15 protein-coding genes are annotated in these 15,219 nt (G+C 65.7%); 4 read left to right on the top strand and 11 right to left on the bottom strand.

What is annotated here, in order from left to right; all coding sequences use genetic code 11:
• The first annotated feature begins 135 nt into the window (after positions 1–135).
• Positions 136–606, top strand: coding sequence for an SRPBCC family protein (locus ABZ942_RS09165; RefSeq protein WP_357380173.1), 471 nt, complete (start codon positions 136–138; stop codon positions 604–606).
• 10 nt (positions 607–616) lie between these two features.
• On the top strand, positions 617–1,189 hold the full coding sequence (locus ABZ942_RS09160; RefSeq protein WP_357380172.1) for a ribonuclease H: 573 nt from the start codon (positions 617–619) through the stop codon (positions 1,187–1,189).
• 80 nt (positions 1,190–1,269) lie between these two features.
• On the opposite strand, the gene ABZ942_RS09155 is transcribed toward ABZ942_RS09160, so the two are convergent.
• The 9 genes from ABZ942_RS09155 to ABZ942_RS09115 all read right to left on the bottom strand — a co-directional run bounded on the left by ABZ942_RS09155 (position 1,270) and on the right by ABZ942_RS09115 (position 10,884).
• Complete coding sequence (locus ABZ942_RS09155) at positions 1,270–2,082, bottom strand: hypothetical protein (protein WP_357380171.1); 813 nt, start codon at positions 2,080–2,082, stop codon at positions 1,270–1,272.
• Between the two features lie 132 nt (positions 2,083–2,214).
• Positions 2,215–3,384 carry an MlaD family protein gene (locus ABZ942_RS09150; protein WP_357380384.1) on the bottom strand — a complete coding sequence of 390 codons (1,170 nt, stop codon included), beginning with the start codon at positions 3,382–3,384 and terminating at the stop codon, positions 2,215–2,217.
• Entirely contained in the window at positions 3,384–4,475 is a 1,092-nt protein-coding gene (locus ABZ942_RS09145) for an MlaD family protein (RefSeq protein WP_357380170.1), read from the bottom strand. The genes ABZ942_RS09150 and ABZ942_RS09145 overlap by 1 nt, the downstream gene beginning before the upstream one ends.
• An 8-nt stretch (positions 4,476–4,483) precedes the next feature.
• Entirely contained in the window at positions 4,484–5,593 is a 1,110-nt protein-coding gene (locus tag ABZ942_RS09140) for an MlaD family protein (RefSeq protein ID WP_357380169.1), read from the bottom strand.
• Positions 5,590–6,588, bottom strand: coding sequence for an MCE family protein (locus ABZ942_RS09135; RefSeq protein WP_357380383.1), 999 nt, complete (start codon positions 6,586–6,588; stop codon positions 5,590–5,592). The genes ABZ942_RS09140 and ABZ942_RS09135 overlap by 4 nt, the downstream gene beginning before the upstream one ends.
• Positions 6,588–7,631: an MCE family protein gene (locus ABZ942_RS09130; RefSeq protein WP_357380168.1), complete on the bottom strand. Its 1,044-nt coding sequence runs from the start codon at positions 7,629–7,631 to the stop codon at positions 6,588–6,590. Before ABZ942_RS09130 ends, ABZ942_RS09135 begins: the two co-directional genes overlap by 1 nt.
• 73 nt (positions 7,632–7,704) lie before the next feature.
• Entirely contained in the window at positions 7,705–9,195 is a 1,491-nt protein-coding gene (locus ABZ942_RS09125) for an MCE family protein (protein ID WP_357380167.1), read from the bottom strand.
• A 6-nt stretch (positions 9,196–9,201) separates the two neighbouring features.
• Entirely contained in the window at positions 9,202–10,065 is an 864-nt protein-coding gene (locus tag ABZ942_RS09120; RefSeq protein WP_357380166.1) for an ABC transporter permease, read from the bottom strand.
• Entirely contained in the window at positions 10,066–10,884 is an 819-nt protein-coding gene (locus ABZ942_RS09115; RefSeq protein WP_357380165.1) for an ABC transporter permease, read from the bottom strand.
• Between the two features lie 560 nt (positions 10,885–11,444).
• Between ABZ942_RS09115 and ABZ942_RS09110 the strand changes: the two genes are divergently transcribed.
• Complete coding sequence (locus ABZ942_RS09110; RefSeq protein WP_357380164.1) at positions 11,445–12,119, top strand: serine protease; 675 nt, start codon at positions 11,445–11,447, stop codon at positions 12,117–12,119.
• 73 nt (positions 12,120–12,192) lie between these two features.
• On the opposite strand, the gene ABZ942_RS09105 is transcribed toward ABZ942_RS09110, so the two are convergent.
• Entirely contained in the window at positions 12,193–13,656 is a 1,464-nt protein-coding gene (locus tag ABZ942_RS09105) for an MFS transporter (RefSeq protein ID WP_357380163.1), read from the bottom strand.
• A gap of 60 nt (positions 13,657–13,716) precedes the next feature.
• Complete coding sequence (locus ABZ942_RS09100) at positions 13,717–14,337, bottom strand: hypothetical protein (RefSeq protein WP_357380162.1); 621 nt, start codon at positions 14,335–14,337, stop codon at positions 13,717–13,719.
• A 231-nt stretch (positions 14,338–14,568) separates the two neighbouring features.
• Between ABZ942_RS09100 and ABZ942_RS09095 the strand changes: the two genes are divergently transcribed.
• Positions 14,569–15,108, top strand: coding sequence for a DUF6764 family protein (locus tag ABZ942_RS09095; RefSeq protein WP_357380161.1), 540 nt, complete (start codon positions 14,569–14,571; stop codon positions 15,106–15,108).
• Positions 15,109–15,219: the final 111 nt, after the last annotated feature.

Below are 15,219 nucleotides of genomic sequence, written 5' to 3'. Positions count from 1 at the left end.
ATTGACCGGCCGCGAGCAACCAAGCAACCGCCCGGTAGCAATGTGGAAAACCGGCACACCAAATACCGCGCAACCACCCCAATAAAGAGGAGAGCTGTAGTACTTTTAACGCCAGTCGTGGAACAGGGAGGGCCTATGGGCCACATCAAGTACGCGAGTGACGTCGGGGCGCCGGTCGAGGTGGCCTTCACCTACACGGACAATCATCTGTTCGTACCGGACTGGATGTTCGCGGTCGCCGCCTTCGAGCCGACCGGCGAACTCGACTCCGGCCTCGGCGCCCAGTTCACGACCAGCGCGCGGCTGGTGCTCTGGCGGCCGACGATGACATGCGAGGTCACCGAATATCGTCGCAACGTGGTGATCGGGTATACGCTGCGTGGGCGTTTGTCCGGGACCCTGACGCTGCGCTTCGATCCGCTCGGATACGGGCGGTCGGTGCTGACGTCCGAGGCGGAGTACAGCCCCCCGCGTGGCTTGCTGGGGCGCCTCTGTGTCGGTCTGGTGGATTCCGCCGTGAAAACGGCGCTCCGCCGCACCGAGTCCCAATTGCGAAGGGAGATAGAAGAATTCCACGGTACCGATCTTGTCGGTCGGATTGCGTAGGGTGCCAGCCATGATCATCGTGAGCACCGACGGATCCTGCCTCCGCAACCCCGGCGGCGCCATCGGCTGGGCTTGGGTCAATCATCAGGGCTCCTCGTCGAGCGGCGGCGGCCCCTCCGGCACCAATCAGGTGGCGGAGCTACGCGCGGTACTGGAGGCGATTCTCGCCCATCCCGGCGCCGAACCCCTACTGATCGAAAGCGATTCGCTCTACGCGATCAAGTGCGCGTCGGAATGGATCTCCAGTTGGCGGCTCAACGGCTGGCGCACCTCCACCGGTGGCGCCGTGAAGAACGTCGAACTCATCCGACAGATCGATAAATCCATCGCCGGCAGGCCCGGCCCCGTCCGGTTCCGGTGGGTCCGTGGACATGTCGGCAACTACTTCAACGAGCAGGCCGACGCGCTTGCCGGTGAAGCGGCTCGGAAGGTGGCCGCGACCACGGCCGTCGCCGAGGCGAACACTGCGGAAATTCCCGCGGTGACTGTGGTAGAAACGCCGACGGCGCCGGAAGCGCCGATCGACCAGGCCGCGGGGAAGGCGGCCGCGCCGTCGGCGCCGCAGGCTCTGATGCTGTTCTGATCGGGGAGTGCGGATAACGAACTGCCCGAATGACCTCCGGCGGTGGTGGCTCGGCCCACCGCCGGAGGCACTCGTTACCGCTAGTTGCCCGGAGCCGGGGCAGGTGCGGGCTGGCCGCCCGGAGCCGGCGTTCCGCCGGGCGCGGGCGCACCCGGAGCAGGCGCACCGGGCAGCGCGGTGCCGGCACCCTTGAGCATCGGCGAATCGAGCTTCTCGACCAGCCACTTGTCGCCGGACTTGGTCAGCTGCGCGATCACCACGACGAACTGCCGCTCCGGCGTCGTCTGGGTGAAGTTGGTCCGGTACTGGGTGAGCGTGACAAGCACCTTGGCCTCGGTCTTGTCACCGGACTGGTAACCGCACTGCACATCGTCGACCCAGGACTTCACCTGCGCCTGCACCATCGCGTCCTTGAGCGCCTTGGTCGCATCGTCGAACTCTTTCAGGAATTCGCCGCTCGCACCGGACTTCACCTTGGTGAAGTAGTCGTCGAGGTTCTTGGTGTAGTCGTAGATCGAGACGTCCTTGCCGAAGTTGCAGCCGGCCGCCGTCGCATCGTGGATCGCGTCGATCTTTTCGCCGCGGTCCTTGCCCTGCAGGAAGAACACCACCACTGCGGTGATCGCGGCCACCGCGAGCACGCCCGCCACGAACGCGGCGATCAGCGGCACCGAGGTGGACCGACCCGAGGTGGCGGGACTGCCCGCGCCCTTACCGAGATCGGTCTTCGGCGCCTCATCGACCTTGTCGGTCGCTACCTTGTCGGACTTCGACGGCGCTGGGTCCGCCTTCGACAGTTCGGGCTTCGCCACCGCGGCATCCTCGGCCTGATCGGCCGTGGTGTCCGCAGCGGTCTCGGCATCCTTGTTGGTGTCGGCGTCGTCGGTGGACATCGATACAAACCTGCACTTTCCCGGCGCGCGGGCGCACCGATCGACTGACGGGCCCGCATCTCGGGCGAACCGTACGCGTTCTCTCGGCGAGTATGCCCGGACCCACGGTTTCGCCGCGGGACCGGGGGCACCTCACTTCACCGGGGGCAGGGTCCGCTCGTTCGGATCCACACCCGGCGGCATATGCGCGCCGTTGTTCGGCACATCGGGTCGCGGCGCGTTCGCCGCGCCACGGATTTCGGACCCGGGCGGCGGGTTCTCGCAGTAGTTCCACTTGCGAATCGTGCCGTCCTGGACGACCTCGTTGCGCAGCTGCGTCACGTTGTACGTGCAGTACGGCCGCGGCCAGATGTCGATGATGGCGTGGAACTCGCCGTCGTGCGCGGGCACACCCAGCGCGTCCGCGCCGAGCGCGAGCGAGGGGAACAGCGCGCGCAACGCGGGCAGCCGCAGCTGCGCGGCCTTGGTCATCGCCGCGAAATTGGTGGCCAGGCTGGTGATCGGGTCGCTGGTCTTGTCGAGCACCGCGCCGAGGCTGCTCAACTGTCCCGGCGCCTTCTCCAGGATGCCCTGCAGCTCGGCGTTGGCATTGTTGAACTGGCTGAACAGCGTGCCGGAATTGCGGGTCAGCGTGCCGAGGTCGGGCTGGGCATTCGAGGTGGTGTCCGCGATGGTGCGCAGGTTGGCGATGAGGTTCGTGGTCTGCGGCAACAGACTGTCGAAGCCCGCCATGGCCAGGCTGATGCCATTCACCATGCCGCGCAACTGATCCGGGCCGCCGCTGAGCGCGGTGTCGAGCTCACGCAGGATGACGCCGAACTTGTCCGGATCGACCTGTGCGATGAGCGCGCTGGAGTTGTCCAGGACCGACCAGATCGGGGTCGGCGTCTTGATCTTGTCCGCGTCGTACTTGATCACCGCGCCGTCGCCGAGGAACGGCGCCTGCTCGGTGCCGGGACGGAAGTCGATGTACTGCTCGCCCGCACCGGAGAGCGCCTGCACCGAGATCGCGGTGTCGACCGGGATCTTGTACTTGCTCTCGATCTCGGCCGCCGCGGCGATGGCCTGCCCGCGATCGGTCAGCTTGATCGAGGTGACCTTGCCGACCCGGTAACCGCGCAGGGTCACATCGTTGCCCGGCTGCAGCCCGCCCGAACGATCCAGGTTCACCGTCACGGTGTAGGTGGACTTGAGCGGGTTCACCCGCATGATGCTGATCATCAGGTAGGTGGCGCCGATCAGGAACACCAGCACCAGGCCGATGCTCGACAGCACCAGCTTGTGCCGCATCAGTTTCGCCATCATCGGTGGCCCCCCTGCACTCGACCCTGCACGATCTGCAGGACCTGGATCAGGCTGCCCGCGAGGTCTTGGATGTCGCGCAGATCCTGCAATCCACCATGTTGTGGATCGGTCAGCGCGCTGAGATCGAGGTTGGTCGCGGTGGCGTAGACCGCAAAACTCTTGCCGCGGAAGGTGGCATCGACCTTGGGCCGGATCACCTTCAGCCGATCGAGCAGGATGCCGAGGTTGTCACCGGTGTTGGCCAGCGCGTCCATCAGCTGGTGAGTGTTGTCGAGCAAGCTGCCCAGCTGCTGGCCCGAGGTGTCGGCGTAGTCGCCGAGCGCGGCGCTGGTGGTGGACACCTTGGTCAGCAGATCGCCGATGGCCCTGTTGTTCTCGGCGATGGCGCCGATCATCTGCGGCAGCGTATCGGCCACCTGACCGAGCTCGCCACGGCGGGCCTCGATGGTGTTGGCCAGCGCGCTGAACTCGTTCAGCACGCCGTCGACCTTCGCGCTGTTGTCGTTCAAACTGCCGACCACACCGGTCATCTCGGTGATCAGATGCGACAGCTGACCGCCACGACCGCCGACTATCGAGTCCAGCTCCGAGGTCAGCTTGCTCAGGCTGGCCACGCCACCGCCGTTGAACAGCATGGAGATCGAGATCAGCAGCTGCTCGACGGTCGCGCCCGCGGAGGTCTTGTCCAGGCCCAGGGTGTCGCCGTCGTGCAGCATGTTCGTGCCGGGCTCGGTCTTCGGCTTGGACACCGCGACGAACACGTCACCGAGCGGGGTAGCCTGGCGCAGTTCGGCGGTGCTGTCCCTGGGCAGCTCGATGTCCTTGCTGATGGTCAGGTCGACGACCGCCTGAAAATTCTTGGTCTTGATGTTGGACACCACGCCGACATCGGAGCCGCCGATCTTCACCTTCGCCTGGTCCGGCAGGTTCAACGCGTTCTCGAAAACCGCGTGCACGGTGTAGGTGTCACCGGAAACGCCGGGCTTGGGCAGTGGCAGTTTCTCCACCGTGAGACCGCAACCCGAGGTGATGCCGACACCGGCCACCGCCGCGACGGCGATCAGCGCGCGGCGTGCCTTGATCGTCATTCGGTACGTCATTTCGTCAGCCCCAGCAGCGCCGCGGTGAGACCGTAGTCGGGTCCGAAGTCCTGCATGTTCCCGGTTCGGCACCCGTCTGCCTTCATCTGGATCCGCTCGCAGAACAGGCTCACCAGTTCGCCGCTCAACGTGGTGCCGATGAGCGCGCTCAGCCGGACGTAGCCGTGCTCGCGATTCATGATGTTGTTGACGTTCTGGAAGACCATCGGCGCCACGTCGACGATTTCGGTGAGGCCGTAGGCGTTGTCGCGCAGCTGCTGGGTGACCTTGGTCAAGCCGGCCAGGCTGCTACCCAGCTGGTCCTGATGCTGCGCGAGAGTGGTGCTGGTATTGGCCAGGAAGTCGTTGATCTGGTTCAGCGTCGCCTCCAGGCCGGGCGCCTGATCGGCGAGCAGGCCGGTCATCTGGGTCATCCGGTTGCTGAAGTCGCGCACCGACTGGTCGTTGTCGGCCAGCATCGTGGTGAGCTCGTTGAGCTTGACGATGATGTTGGAGACCGCGTCCTTGTTGTCCACGCCGACCTTCAACGCGCCGGACAGCGCGTTGAGGGTGTCGCGCATCTTCTCGCCGTTGCCGTTCACCATCGGGTACAGCACCCGGCCCGAGAGCGGGCCGATGCCCTCGCTGCCCGGTTCCGGCTTGAGCGCGGCGGCGAACTGATCGATGGTCTTGATCATCGTGTCGAGTTCGACCGGGGTCTTGGTCTTGGCCAGTGGCAGGTGCGCGCCGTCGGCCAAGGTGTCGCCCTTGGTGTAGACGGGGGTGAGCTCGACGTGCCGGTCGGTGACGATGGACGGTGAAATGATCGCGGCCATCGCGTCTTTCGGGATCTTCACGTCCTTGTCGATCGACATGTGCACCTCGATGAAGGTGCTCTTCGGCACGATCTTCTCGACCTTGCCGACGTCGAGCCCGAGCACGGTGATCGGGTTGCCCTCGTAGATGCCCGCGATGTTCTCGAAGTCCGCGGTGACCTGAATCGTCTGGCCCAGCGCGTTGTTCACCGAACTCGGTACCAGCGAGCAGCTGCCGACGGCCAGTGCGGCGGCGCTGACCATGAGCATTTTTGCGACGGTCCGTACCTTGACGGCCTTCAGGAAGGTCATCCCTGGCACCCCTCTATAACTTGAGCGAAGCACAGCCAGTTGTCCGGGAAGATCCACGGCAGCCCGACGCTGCCGTACGGTCCGTTGCCACCCCAGGAGTTCGCCAGGTAGCGCACCGTCGGCGGCATCAGCGACAGCAGGCGGTCCAGGTTGTCCTTGTTCTTCTGCAAGCCCTCGGACATGGTGTTCAGCTGCTCGATGGTCGGGCCGAGCTGGTTGTCGTTCTGCGCGCCGATCTGCTGCAGCTGTTTGGTCAGCGATGCGACATTGTCGAGCAGCTGGCGCAGCAGACCCTGACGCTCCATCACCCGATTCGCGATGGCTTCACCCTGGGTGATCACCAGCAGCACGCTGTTGCGGTTGTCGCCGAGGATCTGGGTGACCCGATTCAGATCCTTGAGCAGGCTGTCGACCTCGTCCTTGCGGGTGTCCATCACCTTGGCCAGGGCACCGACGCTGTCCAGCGCCTGCGCCATCAGCTGGGGAGAATCGCCCATCTGCTGGTTGATCAGGTTCAGCGAGTCGGACAGCTTCTTGGTGTCGAGCGCCTCGAACTTCGGCGTGCCCTGCTGCACCACGTCGGCCAGGTTGTACGGAACCGCGGTGTTGGACACCGGGATTCGGCCGCCCTTCAGGCCGGAGCCGTCGCCGGGATCCAGATCGACGTACCTGGCGCCGAGCAGCGTGGCCATCTTGATCGAGGCGCGCGCGTCGGGGCCGAACTTCACGCCGTTGTCGACGCTCAGCGTCAGCAGCACGTGGTCACCCTCGAGCTTCGCGCCGTCCACCCGGCCGCTGGTCACGCCCGCGACGTTCACCCGGTCGCCGACCTTGATCCCGGCGGCCTGCACGAACTCGGCCTTGATCGACTGCTCACCGACGCCGACCAGCTTGACCGCGCTGGACGCGAGCAGCAGCGCGACGATCAGCGCACCGCCGAGAATGCCCAGCCAGAAGTAGCGGTTGGCGGCGAACCTTGCCTTCATCTTCGTCATCATGGGCGGCACACCGCCGAGTGCGAAGTGCCACCGATCTGCGAGAACAGGCCGCGCGGGAACAGCACGCCGTAGAGCGAGACGTCCAAGCCGCAGAGGTAGGCGTTGGCGTAGCCGCCCTCCTCGGTATGCCTGCCCGCCGCCGAAATGATGTTCGGCAGGTCGATCGCGGCCTGATCCAGCTTGGCGCCGTTGGCGAGCAGCAGGGTCAGCGCGGCGCTGGTGGAGTTCTGGGCGGCCTGCAGCTTCGGCTGGATCTGATCGACCATGCCGACCAGCGAGCTGGTCGCGTTGGCGATCTGCACCGTCGAGGTCTGCAGCGACTGGCCCTGCTCGTACAACCCGCCGATCAAGGCCCGGGTCTGGGTCACCAGGGTCTCCAATTCATCACCTCGTCTGGCCAACCCCGCCATCACACCGGAGAGGTTGGAGATCACATCGGACAGGATCGCATCGCGACGCTGGAAGTCGGTGGCCAGCTGCGCGGCCTGAACGATGAACGCGCTCAACGAGACTCCGTCACCCTGCAGGGCCTGGATGAAGGTCTCCGAAAGGCGGTTCACCTGCTCGGGCTGCAGCGCCTGGAACAGCGGCTGAAAACCGTTGAGCAGACCCGAAACGTCGAACGACGGCTCGGTCCGGTCCAGCGGAATCGACGCATTGTTCTTCAGCTGCGCCGGGCTGGACGACTTGCCCGGCGCCAACGCCACATAACGCTGGCCGATCAAGTTCTGGTAGCGGACAAGGGCTTTGGTGTCGTCGAACAGCGTTTGATCCCGCTGCACGACGAAGGTCACCTTGGCCACTTGCTTCTTCGACTTCGGGTCCCGTTCCAGCGCGATCTTCTCGATCTTGCCGACTCGCACACCGGCCATTCGGATGTCGTCGCCTTCGTGCAAACCGAGCACGTCGGTGAAGGTCGCCGAGTAGGTGTTGGTGTCACCATCGACGATGCGCGCCAAGGTATTCCAGACGAGCACCGTGACGAGAATCGAAACGATCGCGAAGATGCCGAAGCCGATCAGCGGTTTACGAATACTCATGACTCCACCTCGCTAGCGCTCGGTTCCGTCACGCGCATTGCACGCTGGCACATGATTCGCTCGCTGCGCTCGCTCATCGGCCTACCCGGTTTTCGGCCACGTGCATGGTCCCGCCCTTCAAAATCGAGCTCAGCAGCAGGTATTCGGCGGTGGTCGGTTGACGGCCGAGCAACATGGCGATGGCCGCGTCACCCTGGTAGGAGATATCGCCCGCGGCCGGGGTGCGCGCCGCGGCCGGCGCCACGGGGGCAGGAGCGGGGGCGGGCGCCGGGGCCGGTGGCTGACCGAGGCCGGGCAGCATCGGGAACAGCCCCTCGAGCGGCGTGCCCGCGAACGGACGCGGCGCAGCGGGCACGATGCCCTCGGCCGGCCGCGAATCCGGCGTGGTGACACCGGGAATCACCGGCAGGCCCGGCATCGGCACCACCGGCGGCAGACCGGCCGCCGAGTCGAGCGCCCTTGGCTTCAGGTTGTCCGGCAGCGGGGGCAGCTCGTTCACCGCGGGCGCGGTGGCACAGCTCGGTCCGGCCAGGTCGCCGTAGCGCGGGCAGTCGGCCACCGTGTACGGCTTGTACGGGGTGAGTGTGATGCCCGCGTCCCACCGTTGCTGCTGCTGCGGACCCCAGGTGAAGGTGGAATCCATCTTGCGGGTCATCTCGCTGAGATTCAGGATCGTCTGGGTGATCGCGTTCGGGTCGGCGGCCACCGCACCGAACATGTCGCTGGTGCCCGCGGTGACCTGCTTGCCGATGTCGCCGTTGCGGGCGAACAGATCGTTCACGGTGTCGACCGTGCTGCTCGTCCCGGTGATCAGCGCGACGAGCTCGCTGCGCCGATCGGCGATGGTGCGCGCGGTCTGCACCGAGGTGCCGAGCACGTCGAGCAGCTCCGGCGAGGATTCGTTCAGCGCGTGGAACGAGCTGGAGAAGTCGCCGAGCATCACGCCGAGGTTCGGGATCGCGTCGTCGACCGACTGCAGCCAGTGGTCGAACCGCTCGACGGTCGAGCCGGGCATCCGGCCGCTGCCGTCGAGCGCCTGGGACAGCGTGCCGAGCACGCGACCGAACTGCACCGGATCGATCCGGTCGAGGATGTTGCGCACTGTGGTGAGCGTGTCCTGCAGCGCGAGCGTGCCCTTGCTGCGGTCTTCTTCGATGATCGAGCCCTCGTGCAGGTACTGGTCGGCCGGTCCGTTGAAGACCAGCTCGACCGAGGTGACGGCGAACAGGTTGCTCGGCACCACCCGGGCGGTGACGTTGGCGGGCACGCCCTTGGCGAACTCCGGCTTCACCTCGATCTGCACCTTCTGCAGCTCGCCCTTGGCCGCCACCTCGACCTGCTTGACGGCGCCGACCAGCACGCCGCGGAACTTCACGTCGGCCTGCGAGGGCAGACCGTCACCGGTGGTGGTGAGGTTCGCCGTGACGTTCACCTTCTCGACGAAGTAGCCCTGGTATCGCAGCGTCAGGAAGCCGAGCACCAGCGCGAGCACGATCAGGCCGGCCAGGCCGGCGACAAGCAGCTGACGCATCGTGGGTCCACGCCCACTGGGATCGATGATCATCTGGTGCTACCCCGAGATCCTGATGCCGGGGTTGATGCCCCAGATCGCCAAAGTCATGAACAGGTTCGCGAAGACGACGGCGATGATGCACACCTTGATCGCCCGGCCGGCCGCGACGCCGACGCCCTCCGGTCCGCCGGAGGCGAAGAAACCGTAGTAGCACTGGATGAACGTGGTGATCGCGACGAACAGGATCGCCTTGAGCAGCGAGTAGATCACGTCGGTCGGCACCAGGAATTGGTAGAAGTAGTGCTGGTAGGTGCCGCTGGCGGTGCCGCCGATCAGCTGCACGGTCAGCGAGCAGGAGATGTAGGCCATGGCCAGGCCGAGGCAGTACAGCGGGATGATGGCGACCATCGCCGCGAACATCCGGGTGCTGATCAGGTAGGGCAGCGGCCGGATCGCGATGGACTCCAGCGCGTCGATCTCCTCGGAGATGCGCATGGCGCCCAGTTGCGCGGTGAACCGGCAGCCCGCCTGCGCGGCGAAGGCGATGGTGGCGAGCAGCGGGCCGAGTTCGCGCGTGGTGGCGAAGGCGGAGATGGCGCCGGTGATCGGGCTGAGCCCCAACAGGTTCAGTGAGTTGTAGCCCTGGATGCCGACGGTCATCCCGCCGAACGCGCTGAGGATGACCACGACTCCGATGGTGCCGCCGCCGACGACCAGGTTTCCGTTGCCCCAGCTGACGTCGGAGAGCAGCCGCCACACTTCCTTGGGATAGTGCTTGAGCGCCAACGGGATCGAGCCGATCGAGCGCAGCAGGAAGAACACCTGGTGGCCCAGCCTGGCGAGCAGATCGACCGGCGCGTTCGCGGACCTGCGAAGCTGCTGGAACGGCCGCAGCAGCGGGGGAACATATGTCGACGACACTCAGACCACCTGTGACGGGAACAGTGCGTTGTACACCTGGGTGATGACGAGATTCACGCCGAACAACATGATGGCGGAACTCACCACCGCGGAATTCACCGCGTTGGCCACGCCGCCGGGGCCACCGCGAGCGTTCAATCCGTTGTCGCAGGCGATGATTGCGGCGAGTAGCCCGAAAATCAACGATTTGACCAGCGCGACAAAGAGATCGGTAGTAACCGCGAACGACGAGAACGTACCGATGTAGGAACCCGGCGTACCGTTCTGCGCGAAAATGTTGAAGATGTAACCAGTCAAGAATCCGACAAAAACGACGAAGCCACAGAGCAGCACACTGACCAGCATCGCCGCGCCGAGCCGGGGGGCGACCAGCCTGCGCATCGGGTCGACGCCCATCACCTTCATCGCGTCGATCTCTTCGCGGATGGTGCGCGAGCCGAGATCGGCGCACACCGCGGAGCCGACGGCGCCGGCGATCATCAGCGAGGTGACGAGGGGAGCGCCCTGCTGAATGATGCCGAGGCCGTTGGCCGCACCGATGAACGAGGTGGCGCCGACCTGGCCTGCGATCGAGCCGACCTGGATCGATACGATGACACCGATCGGGACGGCGACCAGCAGGGTGGGCGCGGCGGAGACACTCGCCATGAACGCGCACTGGCGGATGAACTCATGAAAGGGGAAGCGGCGCCGGAAGATTGCGATGAACAGTTCGGCGACCGCCGCGATTCCCATGGTGATCTGGCGGCCGAAGGTCTCCAGCGAAGCCTTCGGATGGTCGGCCCAGTAACCCTTGGTCCAATCGACCGCATCACTCATCCGTGATCCTGTTGGAGGACTCTTGGTCGACTGCACTGGCTAACCCCTCTCGACGCCGGTTGGCTGCCCCGACGACTTGTTTGCTTGACGCACCTTACTACGTAGTAAGCCAGAACACACCACCCTCCTGTGATTGCAGTCATAGACCTCGGTCACTGTGCTCTAAACGCTATGACGCAGGCCACCGACATTGGGTCGGCGCCCAAAAAACAGGGTGGATCTTCTGGAACAAGTTACAGGTCAACCCGGCGAATCCGCCGCCCAGACATGATCATGACGCTAATTTATTCGGAAAGAGTTCATTCAAAATCGCATTTGTTTCCGGAACCGAACAGAACGGGCTGTACTACTGTTCGAGTACAAACTCGAAGCGGCCATCGACCTTTTTCATAGCTGGTCGCTATTATTACGAATAAGAGACATAATGTGCTTATGTCTAAAAATGGGGTTAAGGCTCGCCCGCGTGGACACCCCGCAGTAGATGACGCGCCCGGACACGAATACTGACACGATGGGTGCGACAGATTGATATCGTGCGGGCTTCCGACGTCTGGAGGGACATGTTCAGCAAACTCGCCAAGGTGGCCACCGCCGCCTTCGCCGTAGCCCTCGGTGCGGCGCTACTCGGGACGGGCGCGGGGGCCGCTCAGGCCGAGCCGGGCCCGCCGGTCGTGGGCGGCGGTTCCGGCATCATCATCGACAACCAATTCGAGTGCACCGTCACCACCGTCGGCCACGACAACGCGGGGCGGCTCGTCGGCCTGACCGCGGGCCACTGCGGTGATCCCGGTGCCGAGGTTTTCGCGGAGGCCAACCGCGGCGCCGGTGTGATCGGCCGGTTCGTCTACTCCAACCATGATCTGGACTACGCCGTGATCCAGTTCGAGCCGGGCAAGATCGTCCCGGTGAACCGGGTCGGCAACGTCACCATCACCGGACTCGGCGCGCCCGCGGCATTCCCCAACATCGTGTGCAAGGAAGGCCGCACCACCGGAAACACCTGCGGTATCAGCTGGGGCGACGTGTTCGGGTCGAACATGGAGACCTGGAGCCAGATGTGCGTCGTCGAAGGCGATTCCGGCGCGCCGGTCGTCATCGGCTCCACCCTCGTCGGCATGGTGAACGCCTACCTGGCCATGGCCTGCTTCGGCCCCGAGGTCGGCACGAACATGAGCACGATCATGGACGACATCAACGCCCGTGGCGGCGTTGGCGCTGGCTATATACCGATCTGAACGTCTCCACCAGACCTGAGAAGTGGGCGGGCGCCCCCGGTTGATCGAACCGGGGGCGCCCGCTCATTTTTCGTTATGGCGCCAGTTTCTCGTCGTGCACCGCTGGGGCGAGCGCGGGTCCGGCCACCGCGCACTGCGGCATGCAATCGACGCTGTCCAAGGTGGCGGGGTGGCGCGGCTGCCGCAGCAGTGCGGCCGCGAGTACCGAACCGGCGAGTAGCAGGCCGACACAGATCCACATGGCGGTGCCGAAGCCATGGTTGAAGGCGACCGGATCGCCCAGCGCGCCGGAGATTCCGGCCAGGCCGGGCAAGGCCGCGACGGCGAGCAGCTGCGCGGTCCGCGCGACGGCGTTGTTCACCCCGGACGCGATACCCGCCTCGCTGGACGGCACCGCGCCGAGCACGGCCCCGGTGAGCGGGGCGACCAGCGCCGCGAGACCGAAGCCGAAGACGAGCACACCGGGCAGCACATCGGTGAGATACGTGGTGTCCGGCCCGATTCGCAGCAGCAGCACCAGGCCGCCCGCGGCGAGCAGCGGACCGATCGTCATCGGAATGCGCGGTCCGTGCTGCTGTGCCCAGCGCCCGGCGGGCGCCGACAGCACCAGCATGATCAGCGTGATCGGCACCGTCGCCACGCCTGACATCAGCGGCGAATATCCCGCCACCAGCTGCAATTCCAGAATCAGCAGGAAGAACACACCGCCGAGCGCCGCATAGACCGCGAGGGTGACCAGGTTGGCCGCGGTGAACACCCGCGACGCGAACAGCACCGGCGGCACCAGCGGGTGGTCGCTGCGCATCTCGATCACCACGAACGCGGCGAGCAGCAGCACGCCCGCCACGATCAGCAGCGGCATGGTCTCGATCAGACCGAAGGTCAGCGCGCCCAACGCGAGCGCGACCACCACCGCGCCCGGCACGTCCAGCCGTGCCTTGGCATTCGGATCATGGCTCTCCGGCACGTGTTTCAGCGCGACGAGCACCACCACGAGGGCGAGCGGCACATTGATGAAGAAGATGGCGCGCCAGCCGGCCAGCTCGATCAGCCAGCCGCCGAGGAACGGCCCGAGCGCGCCGGCCACCCCGCCGAAGCCCGACCACAGCCCGATCGCCGCGCCTTGGTCACGCCGGTCGATGGAGGAGGAGATCAGCGCGAGGCTGCCCGGCGTCAGCATGGCGCCCGCGATGCCCTGCAGGATGCGCGCGAACACCAGCATCTCGATGTTCATCGCGGCGCCGCACAGCACCGAGGCCACCGCGAAACCGATGGTGCCCCAGACGAACACCTTGCGCCTGCCGAGCCGGTCACCCAGCGAGCCGCCGAGCAGGATGAACGAGGCCAGCGTCAGCGTGTACCCGTTCAACGTCCATTGCAGCCCGGCCACATCGGTATCCAGCGACTCACCGATGCGGGGCAGCGCGATATTGACGACGGTGGCATCGAGCGAGGCCACCGACGAACCGAGGATGGTGGCCAGCAGAATCCAGCGGCCGGTGGTGGATTTCAGCCGGGGCAGATCAGTCGTGCTCACCGACCCAACTTAGCTGCCCGGCACCTGGTTGCCTGGCAGTTCACGCTGGGCGCAACGGTGTCAGATCTCTTGGACGCAGACGACGAAGTGGCGCTTCTCGTAGACGTATCCGGTGCCGCTACCGCAGACGTTCACATCGTCGGCGCCTTCCACCCGCTTGACCACCTTGACACCCTTGACCGGCGAGGCGCCGGTGCAGTCGACCCGCTTGGGGTCGTCCCCGCCGACGTCCATGCAGCCGCCGACCACCCAGTCGATGTCGAGGCAGTACGCGCCCTGCTCGATGCCGTTGAGCGTCTCGGCGTAGTAGTTGTCGGCGTCACCGACGCACTGCGTGCTCTTCGGCGCCTTGCCGATCACCTTGTAGTTCGCCGCGCGGCTACCGCAGGACGCCTTCGCGATGGTGGCGTTCGAGGTGGTACCGCCGAGGGTGACGCAATCGCCCTCGTTGGCCTGGAAGTCGGTGTTGCCGCCCTTGCTGGTCGGCGTCGGCTTGCCGGTGGTCGGCCGGCCCGGGGAGGGCTTCGGCGTGCTGGTGATCGATACGGCGTTGATGGTGCCGTTGTCCACCGCGGGCTGCGCGTGGCCGCTGACCGTCGAACTACAGCCGACTAGTGCCAATGCGGCCGCCGCGATAAATGTCGTAAACGCGACACGACCCCAGGTCAGTTGACCAGACACGAAACAGTCCTCCCGAGCTGTCACGCTCCGAACTCACGCCCCCGTAAGAATCCGAAGTAAACAAAATAAAGCTGTGCTTGAAATACACGCCATGCATACACCATGGAACGCGCACACGTCGACTCGACCGTGCGGCTTCGCGCATTCGCGACTCGCAAGCGCTCTGTGGAATCGAGGTTCCAGCAACCGATCTGAGTACAGTGGGGTTTCAGAGTTGGAGAGGAGGTACCCGTGAAGCTGATCAGCGTGATCGTTTGCTCGGCCGCCGCGGTTATCACCTCCCTTGTACTGCCGGGCGTCGCCTCAGCTACCGATGCGCACTGCACTTCGGAGAACGGGACGGACATCACAGTCATCGACGGGCGCACCGCCTGCCGGGCCGCTACCGACCTGCTCGGACAGGCGAAATCCCTGGGCATCGACGGTGTCGGTTATGCGAGCGCCACCACCGGGGCCACCGCGGTCGGCGTCGGTGTGCGCGGTGGCGTCGGCGCCAGCAACGGTGCGGGCGGGATGCCCATCGCGATCGGCATCGGCCAGGACGCGATCGCCCTGAGTTCCATTGACAGCGACGAGGTTTCGCAGAGCCCCGGCGTGCCGGTCGTCGCGATATCGGTCGCGCTGGACGGGTCGCGGGCCGGCGCGCAGAGCGCCGATCACACGGTGGTGTGCCTCGGTGGCGGGGCTTTCGCCTGGAATTCGCGGACCGGCGACACCTGCCTCAGCACGCCCTTCGGCCGCTGGCAGACCCCGGCGCACCAGCTACCCTGAGGGACGCACCCCGCGACAGGTGGTGCGGCCTCGCGCATTCGCTCTCGCAAGCGCTCCGAGGAGGTGAGACCCCATGGTTTCGGCAATGGCACCCGGCGGTTTCGACGCCGC

The sequence above is a fragment of the Nocardia sp. NPDC046473 genome (genome assembly GCF_040645995.1).
Taxonomy (GTDB): Bacteria; Actinomycetota; Actinomycetes; order Mycobacteriales; family Mycobacteriaceae; genus Nocardia.
The sequence above is the reverse complement of the archived record's forward strand: the minus strand, read 5'-3'. Positions and strand labels throughout refer to the sequence as shown.

Bases quoted from the DNA above. Each gene is read 5' to 3' on its own strand.
- ABZ942_RS09145 (WP_357380170.1), bottom strand. From the start codon at position 4,475: ATGACGATCAAGGCACGCCGCGCGCTGATCGCCGTCGCGGCGGTGGCC.
- ABZ942_RS09140 (WP_357380169.1), bottom strand. From the start codon at position 5,593: ATGACCTTCCTGAAGGCCGTCAAGGTACGGACCGTCGCAAAAATGCTC.
- ABZ942_RS09125 (WP_357380167.1), bottom strand. From the start codon at position 9,195: ATGATCATCGATCCCAGTGGGCGTGGACCCACGATGCGTCAGCTGCTT.
- ABZ942_RS09165 (WP_357380173.1), top strand. From the start codon at position 136: ATGGGCCACATCAAGTACGCGAGTGACGTCGGGGCGCCGGTCGAGGTG.
- ABZ942_RS09150 (WP_357380384.1), bottom strand. From the start codon at position 3,384: ATGGCGAAACTGATGCGGCACAAGCTGGTGCTGTCGAGCATCGGCCTG.
- ABZ942_RS09160 (WP_357380172.1), top strand. From the start codon at position 617: ATGATCATCGTGAGCACCGACGGATCCTGCCTCCGCAACCCCGGCGGC.
- ABZ942_RS09135 (WP_357380383.1), bottom strand. From the start codon at position 6,588: ATGACGAAGATGAAGGCAAGGTTCGCCGCCAACCGCTACTTCTGGCTG.
- ABZ942_RS09155 (WP_357380171.1), bottom strand. From the start codon at position 2,082: ATGTCCACCGACGACGCCGACACCAACAAGGATGCCGAGACCGCTGCG.
- ABZ942_RS09115 (WP_357380165.1), bottom strand. From the start codon at position 10,884: ATGAGTGATGCGGTCGATTGGACCAAGGGTTACTGGGCCGACCATCCG.
- ABZ942_RS09110 (WP_357380164.1), top strand. From the start codon at position 11,445: ATGTTCAGCAAACTCGCCAAGGTGGCCACCGCCGCCTTCGCCGTAGCC.
- ABZ942_RS09130 (WP_357380168.1), bottom strand. From the start codon at position 7,631: ATGAGTATTCGTAAACCGCTGATCGGCTTCGGCATCTTCGCGATCGTT.